This is a genomic window from Paenibacillus tundrae, from assembly GCF_036884255.1.
GTDB lineage: Bacteria > Bacillota > Bacilli > Paenibacillales > Paenibacillaceae > Paenibacillus.
This window is the reverse complement of record NZ_CP145605.1, coordinates 2,518,937-2,535,774: the sequence shown is the minus strand read 5'-3', so window position 1 is coordinate 2,535,774 and position 16,838 is coordinate 2,518,937. Positions and strand designations below refer to the sequence as shown.

Genomic DNA, 16,838 nt, shown 5'->3' with positions numbered 1-16,838 from the left:
CTTCAGCAACATGCCTCACTATGTAAAAAACGCAAAAATAAAGTCCACCGTTCAAACGTAAAAGCGTTTAAAACGTTCCGGTGACTTCCAGAAAATGTACTGCTTATCACAAAGTCAGCAAACGATGATGACTGGGCTAATATGATGGATTGCCAGCAATGCACACTTAGTATAATATACGCCCATTGCAGTGTCAAAAAACGCTTGTGAATTTCAAGCGTTCTGAACGCATGGCTTATTTAAAGTTGGTATACTGCAGATCTAGTGGCAGATTTGCACCATTCAACAATTGCATTACCGCTTGCAAATCATTCTTACTTTTTCCAGTTACCCGTAGTTGATCACCCTGAATCTGGCTCTTCACTTTCATCTTGGAATCACGAATCAAAATATTGATTTTTTTAGCAATATCCTGGTCAATTCCCTGTTTGAAGCTCAGACGTTGACGAACGGTTCCCGAAGAAGCTGGTTCAACCTTGCCATAATCAATATTCTTCAGAGGTAGCCCTCGTTTAGCCATCTTCGATTGCAACACATCAATGACAGACTTGAGCTTGCTCTCATCATCAGACACAATTGTTAGAGCATCTTTGTCCAATTTCAAGCTACTCTTGCTCCCCTTAAAATCATAACGTGTGCCTATTTCCTTTTCCGTTTGTGTTACGGCATTAGTCAGTTCCTGCAAGTCCATCTTAGACACGATATCAAAAGAATTTTCTGAACTCAAACCGGTCACCCTTTCAGTTATCATATGTTCTGTGTAACATTATAGAGGATAGCCTATTGAAAAGTCTAATTTTAGAGAAGATAAACAACAGAAAAAGCATTCTTGACCCTCCATGGTTGGCTGATCAAGAATGCTTTTTCTGTTGTTTATAGCCTAATACCTGCTGCGGTTTGGTTGTCTGAACATATCAAGCACACCCAGAATCACATGTGCAAGTCCAAAACCCAAAATTCCGTAACCCCAAGCGCTCGGGGTTAAATAGTACCCCAGGAGGCTGACAATAATCCCTAAACCTGTTACGATCCAGCTGACTGTCATAGCCTTCCACCTCGCTTTACCGAAGATTAACTGCAAGTTAAGACAACGTTAGTGTCCCCCACAGTGACTTCGGTTATTCGCCAGTGGCTGTGCCTTCGCTTCCGTCCGTTGATGTAGAGTCTACACTATCCGTTGTTGTGCTAGCAGCACTGTCATCCCCAAGCTGTAAACGGATCCGATTCGTGGCTTTACCGTCTGTTACCACTTGTCCGCCTACCTCAATAGTCGTTGCTGAAGCACGACCGGATTTAATGTAAAGACCTGAACTATCCAAATTAAACGTAAATGAGTTTCCATCAGCAGTCATACCGAACTGCAGTTTTTCGCCGCTGGAATTTTCACCTTTGTACACCTCAAGCCAGCTCTCACCTGAAGCATTAATCGTTACCGTCACAGGCTGTCCTGCACTTCCACTCACTTTAAAGTTTGTGATATTGCCTGATTTGCCATCTTCAGTCACAGCTACCCCTGTAGGCGGACTAGTTGGCTCCTCCTCCGTGTCCTCAGGCGTTTGGCCTTCAGAATCATCGGTTTGTTCACCTGTCTGTCCCGTATCTTCTTGACCCCCGCCGTTACCACCTGCAGTACCTTCATCTCCACCTGTTTCCGTAGATGGTGGATTAGCCGCCTGTCCGTTATCCGCAGGTTGATCTGGCTTATCATCTGGTTGTTGCTGGCTATCTGTAATCTTTGTATCATCCAGACTTGGAGTTTCTTCTCCACCCTTGCCCGAAGACCAGAAGGCATAAAGCAACACTAGAATTAGTAATGGGAATGTCCACATTAAAGCGACTGACATCCAGCGATTATTCCGCTCGACCGGACGACTGGAACGTTTCTGAATAACAGGCTCCATAGTCGCTTCGGCTTCCTCTGCCGGTACATCCTTTTTGTGACCCTCTAACAGCTCATCAGGGTTCAGTCCAACCGTTTCCGCATAGGTTTTAATGAACGCACGCACATAGAAGCTACCTGGAAGCACCTTGTAATCCCCTGCTTCTATTGCCTCCAAGTACCTTTTGCGAATTTTAGTCATTTCCTGTACGTCGTCAAGACTCATCCCTTTTTGCAGCCGGGCCTCTCTCAACTGCTGACCCAGTTCAGACATGCCATCTCCTCCTTCAGTTTTTCTTTTTCTCTGTAGTCAGCATTTTGCATCATTCGATCCCACATGCTCAAGGGTACAAGATCTAGACGAAAAACGAAGTCTCGCCTAGATCCTATGGGTTTGATAGTTGATCTTTCGGATTGTGCAAAATGCTCTAGTTGGTGCTAATCTATTTCATGATCTTTCACGCAGCCTTACAGTTCATCGGTGTAGCTGGCCGTAAACGTATCATAAATAATTTCTTCGCCTGGATTGTTCCGAAGCTCAATGATAATGTCAAAATCATTATAATCATACTCGGATTCCTGTACAAAAATATCTGGATGCTCAATGACCTTAGTACTTGGCATCGTCATGATATCCTGTAACAAGTTATAGTGCCGTTCGCTCGAACGAATCGTACTGACAATACCATCGATGATAAATACATTGTTTGGATTCATTTCGTCCTCGGATAGTTGACTCCTTATGGTCTGACGAAGGAGGGTGGACGACACAAAGGTCCAACGTTTCATCGCGCACACACTACCCGCAATAATAGATTCCGTTTTCCCTACGCGCGGCATACCGCGTAACCCGATAACCTGGTTGCCTTCCCTTTTAAATACTTCACCCAAAAAGTCCACAAGTAACCCAAGTTCATCACGTGTAAAACGAAATGTTTTACGATCATCAGAATCACGATCGATATATCGACCATGACGAACAGCCAGTATATCAACTAGCTTCGGTTGGCGCAAAGCTGACACGGTAATGCTGTTAACTTTAGCAAGCATCTCGCCTAAAAGACGAATCTTCTCATCATCATCCGATTCAAGAAGCATACCACGAGTTTTGCCCTCAACACCATTGATGGTCAATATATTCACTTCAAGCATCCCCAGCATGGAGGCGATATCCCCCAAAAGGCCGGGTCTGTTCTTATGTATTTTGTATTCCATATACCATTGTTTAGATTCCATTTGAACACCCCGTAATGCATTATTCCACATTATTCGACAGCAACAGAACGCGTCCTTAAGACAGCAAACTGAGTCATCTTCTAAAAATGGGTCACGTTAATGATATATAAAATGAAAATGAATTACAAGAACAGGTCTGTAATCAGTCTGTAATCATTAGAGAAAAGCCCCCTTGCGGGAGCTCTCCATCTGTTAAACTTATGCGTTTTGTTTGGCCAATTTGACCATCAGGCACGCGATCGTGCGACGCTCATCTGCATCGCCGACATCCCATAATTCCTTCAATGCCCGGTTGGAATGGTTCGCCGGATCGACTTTCTCATCCAGAAAGTCACCGATCTCGTAGGCAAGTTTGTTGATGGTATCTTCACTCATACCCATCTTCTCTGCTTGCAGTACGCGATCACCTAAGAACTTCTTCCAAGTGTCAAAGTTAGAGACCACTGTTTTTTCTGTTGACATGATAAATCCTCCTTAGCTGTCGCATGAGATTTAAAATCAACAGTTGTAATATGTGCTTTCCGAACATTTTATATACAGGGTAAATCATCCAGCAATGCTCCAGTCTCATGATCCAAGCGAATTACGTAAGCCAGCCTCCGTTAGGACTTATGATCTGCCCATTAATGTATCCAGACTCTGGTAAGGCGAGGAAATAAACCAGTGACGAAATTTCATCAGGCTGAGCAAGTCTTCCAGCGGGAATTTCCTCTTCTAACAATTTCAACTCATTCTGATCTAAATGATCTAACATTGATGTCTGAACCGCCCCGGGAGCGACCGCATTTACGGTCACCCCAGATGGTGCAAGCTCTTTGGCTAACGCCTTGGTAAAGGCATTTAAGCCTCCCTTAGTCGTGGAATACAGCACTTCACAGGAGGCACCTGACAACCCCCATATGGATGACACGTTAATAATTCGTCCATATCGTTGTGAGATCATATGCGGCATCATTTCCTGTGTACACATAAATGTACCTTTCAGATTGATTGCCATCACTTCATCCCATATTTCTTCCGTGACATCTGCGAGCATTCCGTAATGGGATATCCCCGCGTTGTTGACCAGTATATCAGGCATAAGCCCGTGACTTTCCAGCTTCTCTCGCATACGTCCAATCTGTTCCCGGCTGCGAAGATCCGCAGATACCGTCATTACCTTGCCACTACCTTGCTCCATACATCTTCTAGCCGCTTCATTGGCTGCTTCATGTGATTTCATGTAGTGGATTACCACATTCATGCCAACTCTCGCAAAGCGCTCTGCAATGGCTGCTCCAATGCCTCCACTCGCACCAGTAACCAGCACTGTCATTTCTCCAATCGGCTTCAACATTTGTCCTGTTCCCCTCTCCATGTTAAGGACTCACGACAAGCGATACCGCTAGTTGATCCCAACGAATGTGTTCTTTTAATCTGTCATTTACTTCTTCCAAGGTAAGGGATTCATACACCGGTAACATGTTGAAGAAGTCCCCTCCACGGAATTGTTGACGTGTAAATTCATGTGCAATGTTCTCTGGTGAATTCAGCATTCGTAAATATCCACCTATTTTCTTTTTGCGAGCCCGTTCAAAATCAGAGGCTTCAAATCCTTTCGCCACGATAGCATCGACTTCTTCACGGATTCGGGTGAGCAGCAGATCTGGATCCTTCGTGTCACCACCAATAGCCGAGAATGCATACTGCGGCGAGCTGTTGTATTCAAATCCGAAACTATCTGAGATCAGATCCTCATCATACAGCTTCTGGAACAGTGGTGTACTGGAGCCAAAGAGTAGATCCATCATTAATTTGGTAGCCATGTCGCGACGCAGCAATTCTTCTCCAGTGAATCCAACCTCTGTTTCCTTGAAACCAAAGAGACACTTAGGCAAGGATACAGCGAGTTTGGATTCCCGTCTGGCCTCTCCTACTTGCTCTGGTTCATCCTCGAACAGACGCTCGATCTGTCCTTGGGACTCAAAACTTTTCTCCGCCTGGTTCCTACGAACCAGCTCCATCACTTCTTCTGGGTCTACCCCGCCAACAACAAACAAGAGCATGTTACTCGGATGGTAGAAAGAATGGTAACAATTGTATAACGTTTCCTTCGTGATCCCACTTATGGATTCAACAGTACCCGCAATGTCGATATGCACAGGATGTTTCTGATACATAGCTTCAATTAAGCCAAAGTAAACACGCCAATCGGGATTATCGGAATACATATTAATTTCTTGGCCGATAATACCTTTTTCCTTGTCCACATTTTGATCCGTAAAATACGGATTTTGCACAAAATTGATTAATGTTTGTATATTTTCGTTAATATGCTCTGTGGCAGAAAACAAATAAACGGTCTGATCGAAGCTGGTAAATGCGTTCGCCGAAGCACCATTAGACGCAAAAGTAGCAAAAATATCACCAGTGGGCTCTTCAAACATTTTGTGCTCCAAAAAGTGAGCAATGCCATCTGGCACTTTCACCTCTTCTTGTCCCTCTACTCGAAAATGATTATCAACCGATCCATATTTCGTAGCAAACGTAGCATACGTTTTCTGGAATCCCGGCTTAGGCAGTATATAGACATGCAGTCCATTTTCCATGACTTCGTAATACAGCGTTTCCTGCAAATGTTCATATCTTATGCTCTCCACCGGTTATTCCTCCTTCTCATCGCGCAAGAAATAAATCGTATCCAGACGGAACTTCTCCGCTGCTTGTTGAACATCAACTTTGCTAACGGACTCTACTTGATTCAGCAGCTCTTCAACTGTACGATCTTTCCCTGATAATTGGCGATTAAAATCATAGGCGATCATCTCATAAGCAGAATCCTGCATTTCTTTCAAAAGATTGCGAATCATCGCCTTGGTCTGCGACATCTCCAGATCCGTGATTGCTCCACTTTTCATCTCTTCAAGCTGCTGTTTGATAATGGTCACAGCCTTCTCATAATTGGGAATTTCGATCCCTGATTGAATGGTTGCAATCCCCTTATGACCGTCATAACGTGAAGAAGCGTAATAAGCTAAACTTTCTTTCTCACGAACATTAACGAACAACTTCGAATGAGGATACCCACCCAAAATACCATTGTACAGCAAGGCCGATGCATATTCAGGGTCTCTGTACGTGATCGATGTCCGTAATCCCATATTAAGTTTACCTTGACTGACACTCATTCGTTCAACCACTGTATTGACTTCATTATCTCCGACAGAAGCTTCTTGCGCATGATAGTCAGCAGACGTTACTCGCTCCACATTAAAATGTCGCTCGACCAGGTTCTCCACTTCTTCCAACGTTGTATCTCCGACCACATAGAGATCCATACTTGCATCCTGCAACCATGATTGATATGAATTTGTCAAACCCTGAGGTTCAATAGTAGAAAGATCTTTGCGTTCACCCAATGGATGCAGACGGTAAGGCTCATGCTTACACATCTCCTCAATGCTTCGCTCTGCAGCGTAACGCATTTTATCATTCACGATGGATTCCAGCTTTTTGCGTACCGTTTCACGCTCAGCCTGTACATAAGATGACCTGAAATGTCCGTTCTCCTGAGCAGGGCGAGTGAGCACTTCCCCTAGGAAAGCAAAAGAACGATCCAGCAGCTGCTCATCTCCACCTACAAACGAATCATTAATGGTATCCATCCGAAATTGTACAATCTGATAGTCTCCGCGTTTATATACATCAAACCCAAACCCAGCACCATACAAATGCTCCAGTTGTTCACGGAACTGCGTTGTTTCAGGATATGATTCTGTTCCCCGTCGAAGTACAAAAGGGGTTAGAGCCACCTTTGTAACTGTATCTTCTTGTAAAGGAACCCCCGCGTAAAGCGATATAGCGAATGTCTTGAAACGTTTCGTAGGCAGTACATGTATACGGAATTGTTTCCGACTTCCTCGTTCAAAGCCTGATGTATTCAACTGTCAAAACCCCTTTACGGCGTCATTTGTCATACACGATTGCGTTGTGATGTTAAGCGTAGCAAACCTTAAGCGTATCAACCATTTTAACCCATCCAAAAGCCAAGAAGCAACCAAAGACACGCCTTCTGGTTGCTTCTTGAGAACATTCAAAACGTCCGTATTGATATTCCTAAATAGTAAGAAATGGACTTCATGGCTGCTCCTTATAAGATCATTACATACAGAAGATGTGCTGACCAATTGTTTTTACCTGAGGACGAGTCCAGATCCATTTCGATGTTGCTGTCTTCGGATTAAAATAATACAGACATCCACCTGATGGATCCCAGCCATTCATCGCTTGTTCAACAGCCTTACGCGCTTGCGCATTAGGCTCTAAATAAATCTGACCATCCGCTACCGCAGTAAACGCACCAGGTTGGAAGATCACTCCTGACGGTGTGCTTGGGAAGCTTGGGGAGTTGACACGATTCAATATGACTGCTGCTACAGCGACTTGACCTTCAAAGGGTTCGCCTCGTGCTTCTCCATATACGGCATTCGCCATAATTTTGAGTTCGTTCTCGGAAAGTCCCATCGTGTTGGCTGAACCCATATCACTCTGTTCTTGATTAGCCGAATCCGCATTCCCTTGTTTATTTCCAGCCGGCTGCTTATGCAAAGGAGGCTCAGTAGGTGACCACTGTTTGGTTGCATTGTACAGCTTCAATTTGGTCTTAGCGCCAACGACTCCATCTGCTTTCATTCCGAATTCGGACTGAAACCACTTTACAGATTTTAACGTGCTACTGCCAAAATTACTGTCAATTTTACCATTGTAGAATCCGAGATACTTCAGTCTACCCTGTAACTCATAGACATCCTGACCATAGCTCCCATACTTAACAGCATTACTACTAAAGGTGGGCATAGCCGTCTCTTCCGTTTGCGGCTTACTTGGACTAGTACTTTCCGTTGCCGCATTGTGAGGGAGCAAATAACGAAGTCCCAATGCGGACATCAGCAAAATAGCAGTGAAAAGCCATATGTTCATTTTTCGCATCGATTGTGCTCTACCTTTCTCTTGTGGGATTAACAGAATCGCTAAGCTTATTATGACAAGCCTGCCTGTTTCCTATGCACCAATTCTCCCGAGGATTGGACAAGATGCCAATGCATCAAACAACTGAACACAAAAAAACCCCTCAATCCAATGGATTGAGGGGTTCCTCTGTCGTCTGTTATAACCTATAACATTACGAGCTTATTTTATTTTGCTGATATTGCTCCAGTGAGATTAATACTTCCCTCGGCTTACTACCTTCATAAGGGCCTATGACACCTCGGGCTTCCATGGAATCAATTAAACGTGCAGCCCGGGTATAACCAACTCGCATCCGGCGCTGCAATAGTGATACTGAGGCTTGCTTAGCCTCCAATATAATCTGTACAGCCTGCTCATACAGCTCGTCCTGTACTTCGTCCGCCGCCTGAACCGAGTCATCCACCTCAGGCACGATCGATTCATCATATTGGGCTTCACCTTGGCCACGTACATAATTTACAATGTTCTCAACTTCTTCATCGCTCATGAACGCTCCTTGTACCCGCACAGGCTTGGAAGCCCCCATAGGCATGAACAGCATGTCTCCACGTCCTAAAAGCTTCTCCGCACCACCCATATCAAGGATTGTTCGTGAATCGACTTGGGAAGACACGCCAAAGGCAATTCGTGATGGGATGTTGGCTTTGATTACCCCTGTAATAACGTCAACCGAAGGCCGCTGGGTTGCGATGATCAAATGAATCCCTGCGGCACGCGCCATCTGAGCCAATCGCGCAATCGCATCCTCCACGTCACCTGCAGCGACCATCATAAGGTCTGCAAGCTCATCTACAATAACTACGATGTAAGGTAAAAATGCTGCTGGATTATCCTTCATCAAGTTGTTGTAACCTTCTACATTCCGAGTACCCGATTTGGAAAATAGCTCATATCGCTTCTCCATCTCAACTACAATTTTTTTCAAAGCAAGCGACGCCCGTTTGGGATCCGTTACAACAGGAGCCATCAGATGCGGGATGCCGTTATATACGTTCAGCTCGACCATTTTGGGATCGACCATCAAGAACTTCACTTCGTCTGGCTTAGCTTTGTACAGTATGCTTGTGATGATTCCGTTAATACATACTGATTTACCCGAACCCGTGGCACCAGCAACAAGAAGATGGGGCATCCGAGCTAAATTACCAATGATGGTCTGACCCGAGATATCGCGTCCAAAAGCAATCGTCACTTTGGATTCAGCATCTTGGAAGGTTGCCGTCTCCATGACTTCTCTCATGGTTACCATAGAAACTTCTCCATTAGGTACTTCAATACCTATGGCTGATTTACCAGGAATCGGTGCTTCCATACGAATGTCCTTGGCTGCGAGAGCCAATGCAATATCATCCGTAAGACTGACAATTCTGCTGACCTTCACACCGATATCAGGTTGAATCTCGTACCGCGTCACCGCAGGTCCTCGAACGACTTCAAGAACCTTAGCCCGAACTCCGAAGCTTTCCAAAGTAGCTTCTAGCTTACGTGCTGTCTGCATATAATCCTTCTGATCCCCAGCCTTACCGCCATTGTTCGGCTTAGAGAGAAGGCGGAACGAAGGTAATTTATAAGGCTTCGGTGGCGGTGGTGGTGGCTGAATAGGTTGTGCTTCTTCATTACCACTATTCGATGCAGGATCAAGCGGTGTGGAATTGTCCTCTGTGGCTCCAGCAGTCAGAACGTGGTCACCAGTATGAACCTCACCAACACCTTCCTCAGGCACAGACCAATCTTCATCAGAGCCAAGTGATTCATCTTTGATCTTAATCCCATGATCCCCTTCGTTACCAGGGTCACTTATATCCGCTGGAAATGGATATGCGTCATCCAGATCATCATCCTTGTTGCTATCCTCTGAACGAACATGTTCAAAGAAATCACGAATGATCGGAGCAGAACTGGCTCTAGTTGGCACAGCTCCAGTTGGTGTAGGCGTTGCCTCCGCAGTATAGCGAGACTCTTCACCCCATGTTTCCGCTACATCTTCTTGTGCCGCTCGATACAAAACTTGCTCTGAAGCAGACACATCATCTTGATGCTTGCTCGGTTCAGCATTCGTCTGTTCACGATCTGCCCCCCATTTCCCAAACAATTGGAGGAAGATTGGCGTCTTGCGTTTAGGAAGCTGTGCATCTTCAAGATCGTCATCTTCATCATCTTCATAAGTGTCTGCTGGGACAGGTACCACTTTACGCTTGTTGCTCGACTTCTTACCTGCCGTAGCAACTCGTGTAGGTCTGGATTCAAACCTCTTGTACATGGTTGTGCCCGCATCCCACACCTTTGTTCTGAAGATACGAATCAGGTCGACATAGGACAGATTCGTAATCAGCATGAAGCTGATAATAAACATGACAATCATAATCAGACGTGCACCTAAACTGCCAAACAACCATAAGAAAAGAGCAAACTGACCTGCTCCAAGGTATCCGCCACTAATATCCTTGCCCAGCATCGATTCTCGTTCACCCGGTGCATGCTGAAGCAACTCGGTCTGCATATCATTATGTACCTGCGTAATTACCGCACCTGGTTCAAGTGCTCCAACGGGAATTAGCTTCTGGTGCATCGCGGAAACTGTACTCATTAGGGTTAACGCGAACACTAGAAGGACTAGTCCCGTCTTGCGTGTAGTCCAACCACTCGGCCATTTCCGGTGAATCATTACCATTAATCCGTAATAAATTCCGATCAACGGAATTATAAAATAAAATTTGCCTAACATTAGTCCAAACATCTTGGACAGGGAACGTCCTACCGTTGCTTCACCTGAAAGTGCAATGACCGCAAGGGTAATCAGGACAATCCCGTAGATTTCATATTTTAAAACGCCACCAAACGCAGCAGCCTTTTTCTTCTTCTTTTTTCTTCTGGCCAAAATCAGGTCACCCCCAGAAGAATATTATACCATACAAATATAATCCGTACATATGTTCTTTTCTTGCTCTATTTGTCTTATTTCGTCGCGTCATGTTAATTCCTAGTTACCGGAAAGCGGCACCCTCGATCCAGGTGTATTGGAAGCATCCAAATACGCTTCAAGGGGGCAATCCAGCAAACGAATAATGACAGCCTCCGTCTCGCTGATAGGTCTAACCTGCATCAACAAACCGTTTACCTTAACCTCTCTCGTAGCCTCACCCTCTTGCCACATTCCAGACCAGAGCTGTTCAGGAGGCATTACGGTATACATGGTCATTGCGTATACCCTCCTACTTGCATCGTTTGTTTCTTGTCTCCAATCAACTGATTCAATTGAGCAATGGCCTGACCAATTCCGCCAACAGCATCCATTAATCCATACTTAACAGCATCTGCACTTCCTACCGCAGTTCCAATATCTCGATTCAGCTCACCTGTCTTAAACATCAGTTCCTTGAACATCTCTTCTGAAATATTAGAGTGCGTGGTGACGAAGCGTACAACCCGTTCTTGCATCTTCTCCATGTATTCAAACGTCTGAGGTACTCCAATAACCAGTCCGTTCATACGGATTGGATGAATGGTCATCGTTGCACTTCCTGCAATTAGCGAATAAGTCGAGGCTACCGCAATTGGAACACCGATGCTGTGTCCTCCTCCAATCACAACCGTAACTGTAGGTTTGCTCAGAGAAGCAATCATCTCAGCAATTGCCAAACCTGCCTCAACGTCCCCACCTACTGTATTCAAAATAATTAATATTCCCTCAATACGTGGGTTCTGCTCAGCTGCAACCAACTGCGGAATAATATGTTCATATTTTGTCGTTTTGTTCTGAGGAGGCAAGATCAGATGGCCTTCCACCTGACCAATGATGGTCATACAAAAAATATTGGACTCCCCTGCAGGTGACTGTGTTTGTCCAAATTGCTGGATCGCCTCCGTGACAGGCGCCATGCCTTTGTCCTCTTTGTCGGGCACTTCTGGTAGCTCTGTCTCAGGTTGATTCGATTTAGACATCTGTCTTTCATTCATTTCATTTTTCATTAGGCTATTCCCCTTCTCCAATACATTTGATGTATGCCTTAGTATGGGGAATTTTCCAGCCTCCTTATACCCACTTCATATTCAAATAGGTGTGTCACGTGGCAGAAAAGATGTAACGAACACAAAAAAGCCCCTTCTCTACGAGGAACCGTCCAATATTACTCGTAGAGAAGGGGCGACTGTGTGCCTGAATATATGTTTGTTTATCGTACGTTTAAACTTCCATGATGATTGGCAAAATCATCGGTCTACGACGAGTTTGCTCATACAAGAAGCGTCCCAGTGCATCTTTGACATTCGTTTTGAGTGAAGCCCATTCGTTAACGTTCTCACTCATCAGCTTCTGCAATGTGCTACTTACAATGCGATTCGCTTCATCAAGCAGTCCTTCGGATTCCCGTACGTATACAAAACCACGGGAGATAATGTCCGGACCTGATACAATTTTGCCATCCTGTTTGCTGAGCGTTACTACAACAACCAGAATACCATCTTGAGATAACAGTTTGCGGTCACGAAGTACGATATTACCTACGTCGCCTACACCCAGGCCATCAATCAATACATTACCTGCAGTAACTTTACCTGCTCTACGAGCAGAGCCACCTTGGATTTCTATTACTTCACCAATATCAGTGATAAAAATGTTATCCGGATCAATGCCAACCGATTCACCAAGTACTGCATGGCGACGTTGCATACGGAATTCACCGTGGATTGGCAAGAAGAATTTTGGTTTCATCAAGTTGAGCATCAATTTCAATTCTTCCTGACTACCGTGACCGGATACGTGAACGCCACTGTTGGCACCGCTGTAATGCACGTTAGCACCCAGACGGAACAATTCATCAATTGTACGTCCCACATATTTTTCATTACCAGGAACTGGTGTTGCTGCAATGATTACAGTATCACCTGGCAATATATCTACTTTACGATGCGTCGAACGAGCCATCCGAGTCAGAGCGGACATTGGCTCGCCTTGGCTTCCTGTGCAGAGAATTACAACACGGTCAGCAGCCATTTTGCCTACTTCTTCCGGTTCAATGATCATGCCATCTGGAATTTCAAGATAACCCAGCTCAGAAGCGATCCCTACTACGTTCACCATACTGCGTCCGATAACTGCAACTTTACGTCCAGTCACTTCCGCTGCATTGATGACCTGTTGAATCCGGTGTACGTTCGAAGCGAATGTTGCTACAACAACACGTTGACTCGCTTTACGGAAAATATCTTCCAGAACGATGCCCACATTTTTCTCCGAAGGCGTGAATCCTGGCTTCTCTGCATTTGTACTATCGGACAAGAGAGCAAGGACGCCATTCGTTCCGATCTGTGCCATACGTTGAAGATCCGCATATTGACCGTTGACTGGTGTGTGGTCAAATTTGAAGTCACCTGTATGAACAACAGCACCTTCTGGTGTTTCCACGCATACACCCACAGAATCCGGAATACTATGGTTAGTGGCGAAGAATGTGGCTTTCAGCACAGAACCCAGTTGAATCTCGGAATCAGCATCGATCAAAATCCGTTTGGTTTCACCCAGCAAATTCGCTTCTTTCAGCTTGTTTTCTACAAGACCGAGGGTAAGTTTTGTTCCGTATACCGGAACGTTCAAGTGTTTCAGAACATATGGCAAGCCGCCGATATGATCCTCGTGTCCGTGAGTCAAAATAATGCCTCTTACTTTGTCACGATTTTCAGTCAGATAAGAGATGTCAGGAATGACAATATCGATTCCAAGCATATCTTCTTCAGGGAATTTAAGACCAGCATCTACGACAACAATGTCGTTGGCATATTGGATGACGTACATATTTTTACCAATTTCACCTACGCCGCCCAGTGCAAAAATCATCAGTTTATCGTTATTATTTTTCTTAGACAAATGAATCTAAACCTCCTATGGTAGTTGGACGTCGTACCTTATTATTTATTGTAAGTTAAGAAAAGCAGTCCTCACATCTTCAACCTAAATATTAGGTATCAATGTATATGAACGCCTCTATTCACGATATTTGGAAGAAGTTCTTCGAAGTTATTCCCCTTCACCAACAAGTTGGATTTTTGAAATGATTCCTTCTTAGCCGTTCCTTCCCTTTTCACCGCAAAGCCACATCACCTAACGATGTCGCTTTCAATTTCAAAAAAATACCGCACCCAGTCACTTGACATCATTATACATGATTAAAAACAAAAAAAACAAGTCACTGTGTCGTTATACATAGGTTTCCCTCTGACATTGAATGTGAATCAGCCTAAAATAGGGGAATAAAAAAAGAACCGTCTTCTTATAGAGCAGAAGAACGGTTCTTGATGCGTTTAATATTCTGGAAAATATTAATAAAATAATTATCCTAAGTATTGCTGACTTACTCTAGTTAAATAGCCCTCGAATATACACTTGCTCTTCCTCGGTTGGAGCAATGAGCGGAAGACGCACTGAACCTACGTTTAATCCACGCATTGTCAGTGCATATTTAACCGCGACCGGGTTAGGGAGAGGCTGTGGACACTCAAATAGCCCTTTGAATATCGGGAAAAGTTTCTGATGAATCTTCGCAGCTTGCAGAGGATCTCCTCCGACAAACGAATCAATCATCGTTTTCATCTCTGCCCCAATCACATGACTAGCTACACTAACGATGCCATGGGCACCTACGGCAAGCGCTGGTAATCCAGAAGCATCGTCTCCTGTGTACACTCTGAAATGCTCAGGCGCATCCGCAGCGATTAACGTAACGTGCTCTAACGAGGCACACTCTTTCGTTGCAATGATGTTTGGAATCTGAGCAAGACGAAGCGTTGTAGCCGCAGTAAGGCTCGCTACCGTACGTCCAGGGACGTTATAGAGCATAACCGGGAGTTTAGTCGAGGCTGCGATAGCCTCAAAATGTTTAAACATCCCTTCCTGACTTGGCTTGTTGTAATACGGAACCACCAACAATACCCCATCAGCACCTACACGCTCGGCTTCTTGTGTTAGATGGATCGAATGAGCCGTGTTATTACTTCCCGTGCCGGCGATAATTTTGCAACGGCCAGCAGCATGTTTGACTGTAAACTCGAAAAGTTGTACCTTTTCCGAATCGCTAAGCGTGGGAGACTCCCCTGTCGTTCCAGAAACAACAAGTGTTTCAGACTTTTGTTCTACAATCAGATAGTCAATTAGTCGTGCTGTTTCCTCCCAATGAATCTCTCCTTGATCGTTAAACGGAGTGACCATTGCTGTAATCAATCTTCCAAAGTCCACTTCGATTCCTCCTCAAAACAGGTCTGCTCGGTTCAATTCAGCTTATAAATGAAGTTCGAATGAGGCGTGAAGCGCCCTCAATGCCTGAACCATATCTTCTTTTTTTACGAGTACCCAGATGGTCGTGTTGGAATCTGCGGATTGCAGAATCTGAATATCGGCTAGCGTTAATGACTCCACAATTCTAGCCATGATCCCTGGTACACCATTAATGCCCCCACCGATCACTGATACTTTGGCACAGCCAGACAAACTTTGGGGTTTAAGACCAATCTCCTGCAGAACTTGAATCGCTTTCTCAGAATCACTGTCAAACACCGTATATACGACTCCCGATGGGGTCACATTAATAAAATCGACACTGATCGAATTCTCAGCCATCGTTTTAAACACCTTGAGCTGTAACCGATCCGCACCGCCAGGAACTTCAACCGCAATCTGAGTCACATTGCTTACATAAGCTATACCTGTTACATAACGGTCAATAATGCCTGTCTGTACATCTTGAAATCCTTCAGGATGTGTTACCAGCGTACCTTCACTGTCCGCAAAAGTAGAGCGTACACGCACCGGAATTTGAGCTTGCATGGCAATCTCTACCGCACGGGGATGGATGACCTTGGCACCATGATGCGCCATATTGCAGATTTCGGCATAACTCACCACAGTCAAAGGACGTGCATCTTCAACGATCCGCGGATCGGCAGTCAATATGCCATTGACATCGGTATAAATATCAACCATCTCCGCACGTAGTGCAGCACCCAATGCTGTAGCCGACGTATCACTTCCACCACGACCAAGCGTAGTAAAGTCTCCATTCTCTGTCTGCCCTTGAAACCCTGTAACAATAACGACCCGTCCCTGCTCAAGCTGCTCCAGTACACGAACAGGACGGACATCCAAAATCCGGGCATTCCCGAAATTGTCGTCCGTCACAAACCCTGCTTGCGCTCCGGTCAGCACTGTCGTGGATATCCCTTCATGTTCCAGCAAACTGCTAAGTGTAGTTGCCGATATGATTTCACCACAGCACAGCAGTAAATCCCTCTCACGTGCAGATATGGCATTTCCGTTCTGGGCAGTCCAGTCCAGTAATGTATCTGTTGCGTAAGGCTCACCTCGGCGACCCATGGCGGAAACAACAACCACCAAACTTAGGCCTGCTTCAAGCTCACGTTTAATATGACGGAGCACGTGCTCTCTAGCCTGAACGGTAGATAGCGACGTGCCACCGAATTTCTGTACCATGATGCGCATCTTTATTCCTCCATTTGTGTACGCAAGAAGACTAGACACGGGCCAAATCAACAAATGGATCAACCTAGGGAGCGTCCCGATGCGATAACTTCACCCACTGTACGGCATACATGGCATACCCGTTAGTAGAATGTTTGCACCTGACAATCTACACACAGGTCACAAATGTTACCGCCATAATACGCAAGACCTATGAACGCATCCCGCTTGCGGTGAGCTTAAGCA

General features: G+C 45.1%; 15 protein-coding genes. All 15 read right to left on the bottom strand.

What is annotated here, in order from left to right; translation table 11 throughout:
- Positions 1–235: 235 nt before the first annotated feature.
- Positions 236–727: a YajQ family cyclic di-GMP-binding protein gene (locus tag V6W81_RS11430; RefSeq protein ID WP_145046393.1), complete on the bottom strand. Its 492-nt coding sequence runs from the start codon at positions 725–727 to the stop codon at positions 236–238.
- A 153-nt stretch (positions 728–880) separates the two neighbouring features.
- Entirely contained in the window at positions 881–1,045 is a 165-nt protein-coding gene (locus tag V6W81_RS11425) for a hypothetical protein (RefSeq protein ID WP_164848671.1), read from the bottom strand.
- Between the two features lie 73 nt (positions 1,046–1,118).
- Complete coding sequence (locus V6W81_RS11420; RefSeq protein WP_145046391.1) at positions 1,119–2,153, bottom strand: helix-turn-helix domain-containing protein; 1,035 nt, start codon at positions 2,151–2,153, stop codon at positions 1,119–1,121.
- A 194-nt stretch (positions 2,154–2,347) separates the two neighbouring features.
- Complete coding sequence (locus V6W81_RS11415; protein WP_056700702.1) at positions 2,348–3,115, bottom strand: DUF3388 domain-containing protein; 768 nt, start codon at positions 3,113–3,115, stop codon at positions 2,348–2,350.
- Positions 3,116–3,313: 198 nt separating this feature from the next.
- The gene (locus tag V6W81_RS11410) at positions 3,314–3,577 is read right to left on the bottom strand and encodes a DUF3243 domain-containing protein (RefSeq protein WP_145046389.1); all 264 of its coding nucleotides are present in this window, start codon (positions 3,575–3,577) and stop codon (positions 3,314–3,316) included.
- A 121-nt stretch (positions 3,578–3,698) separates the two neighbouring features.
- Positions 3,699–4,472, bottom strand: coding sequence for an elongation factor P 5-aminopentanone reductase (gene ymfI, locus V6W81_RS11405; RefSeq protein WP_145046387.1), 774 nt, complete (start codon positions 4,470–4,472; stop codon positions 3,699–3,701).
- Between the two features lies 1 nt (position 4,473).
- Positions 4,474–5,754 carry an EF-P 5-aminopentanol modification-associated protein YfmH gene (yfmH, locus tag V6W81_RS11400; protein WP_338543247.1) on the bottom strand — a complete coding sequence of 427 codons (1,281 nt, stop codon included), beginning with the start codon at positions 5,752–5,754 and terminating at the stop codon, positions 4,474–4,476.
- A 3-nt stretch (positions 5,755–5,757) separates the two neighbouring features.
- Positions 5,758–7,038, bottom strand: coding sequence for an EF-P 5-aminopentanol modification-associated protein YfmF (yfmF, locus tag V6W81_RS11395; RefSeq protein ID WP_338543246.1), 1,281 nt, complete (start codon positions 7,036–7,038; stop codon positions 5,758–5,760).
- A 217-nt stretch (positions 7,039–7,255) separates the two neighbouring features.
- Positions 7,256–8,083, bottom strand: a complete 828-nt coding sequence (gene sleB / locus V6W81_RS11390; RefSeq protein ID WP_056700695.1) for a spore cortex-lytic enzyme — start codon at positions 8,081–8,083, stop codon at positions 7,256–7,258.
- Between the two features lie 193 nt (positions 8,084–8,276).
- Positions 8,277–11,003 carry an FtsK/SpoIIIE family DNA translocase gene (locus V6W81_RS11385; protein ID WP_338543244.1) on the bottom strand — a complete coding sequence of 909 codons (2,727 nt, stop codon included), beginning with the start codon at positions 11,001–11,003 and terminating at the stop codon, positions 8,277–8,279.
- Between the two features lie 102 nt (positions 11,004–11,105).
- Complete coding sequence (locus V6W81_RS11380; protein WP_338543242.1) at positions 11,106–11,324, bottom strand: YlzJ-like family protein; 219 nt, start codon at positions 11,322–11,324, stop codon at positions 11,106–11,108.
- Entirely contained in the window at positions 11,321–12,094 is a 774-nt protein-coding gene (locus V6W81_RS11375) for a ClpP family protease (protein WP_313960630.1), read from the bottom strand. The genes V6W81_RS11380 and V6W81_RS11375 overlap by 4 nt, the downstream gene beginning before the upstream one ends.
- A 214-nt stretch (positions 12,095–12,308) precedes the next feature.
- A complete protein-coding gene (locus tag V6W81_RS11370; protein WP_145046379.1) occupies positions 12,309–13,988 on the bottom strand; it encodes a ribonuclease J in 1,680 nt (559 codons plus the stop codon).
- Between the two features lie 489 nt (positions 13,989–14,477).
- A complete protein-coding gene (gene dapA, locus V6W81_RS11365; protein WP_056700689.1) occupies positions 14,478–15,353 on the bottom strand; it encodes a 4-hydroxy-tetrahydrodipicolinate synthase in 876 nt (291 codons plus the stop codon).
- Positions 15,354–15,395: 42 nt separating this feature from the next.
- Positions 15,396–16,613 (bottom strand): aspartate kinase, encoded by a 1,218-nt coding sequence (gene dapG / locus V6W81_RS11360; protein WP_145046377.1) that lies wholly within the window; start codon positions 16,611–16,613, stop codon positions 15,396–15,398.
- Positions 16,614–16,838: the final 225 nt, after the last annotated feature.

Bases quoted from the DNA above. Each gene is read 5' to 3' on its own strand.
- sleB (WP_056700695.1), bottom strand. From the start codon at position 8,083: ATGCGAAAAATGAACATATGGCTTTTCACTGCTATTTTGCTGATGTCC.
- V6W81_RS11375 (WP_313960630.1), bottom strand. From the start codon at position 12,094: ATGAAAAATGAAATGAATGAAAGACAGATGTCTAAATCGAATCAACCT.
- V6W81_RS11425 (WP_164848671.1), bottom strand. From the start codon at position 1,045: ATGACAGTCAGCTGGATCGTAACAGGTTTAGGGATTATTGTCAGCCTC.
- V6W81_RS11420 (WP_145046391.1), bottom strand. From the start codon at position 2,153: ATGTCTGAACTGGGTCAGCAGTTGAGAGAGGCCCGGCTGCAAAAAGGG.
- V6W81_RS11410 (WP_145046389.1), bottom strand. From the start codon at position 3,577: ATGTCAACAGAAAAAACAGTGGTCTCTAACTTTGACACTTGGAAGAAG.
- V6W81_RS11380 (WP_338543242.1), bottom strand. From the start codon at position 11,324: ATGACCATGTATACCGTAATGCCTCCTGAACAGCTCTGGTCTGGAATG.
- ymfI (WP_145046387.1), bottom strand. From the start codon at position 4,472: ATGGAGAGGGGAACAGGACAAATGTTGAAGCCGATTGGAGAAATGACA.
- V6W81_RS11415 (WP_056700702.1), bottom strand. From the start codon at position 3,115: ATGGAATCTAAACAATGGTATATGGAATACAAAATACATAAGAACAGA.
- dapG (WP_145046377.1), bottom strand. From the start codon at position 16,613: ATGCGCATCATGGTACAGAAATTCGGTGGCACGTCGCTATCTACCGTT.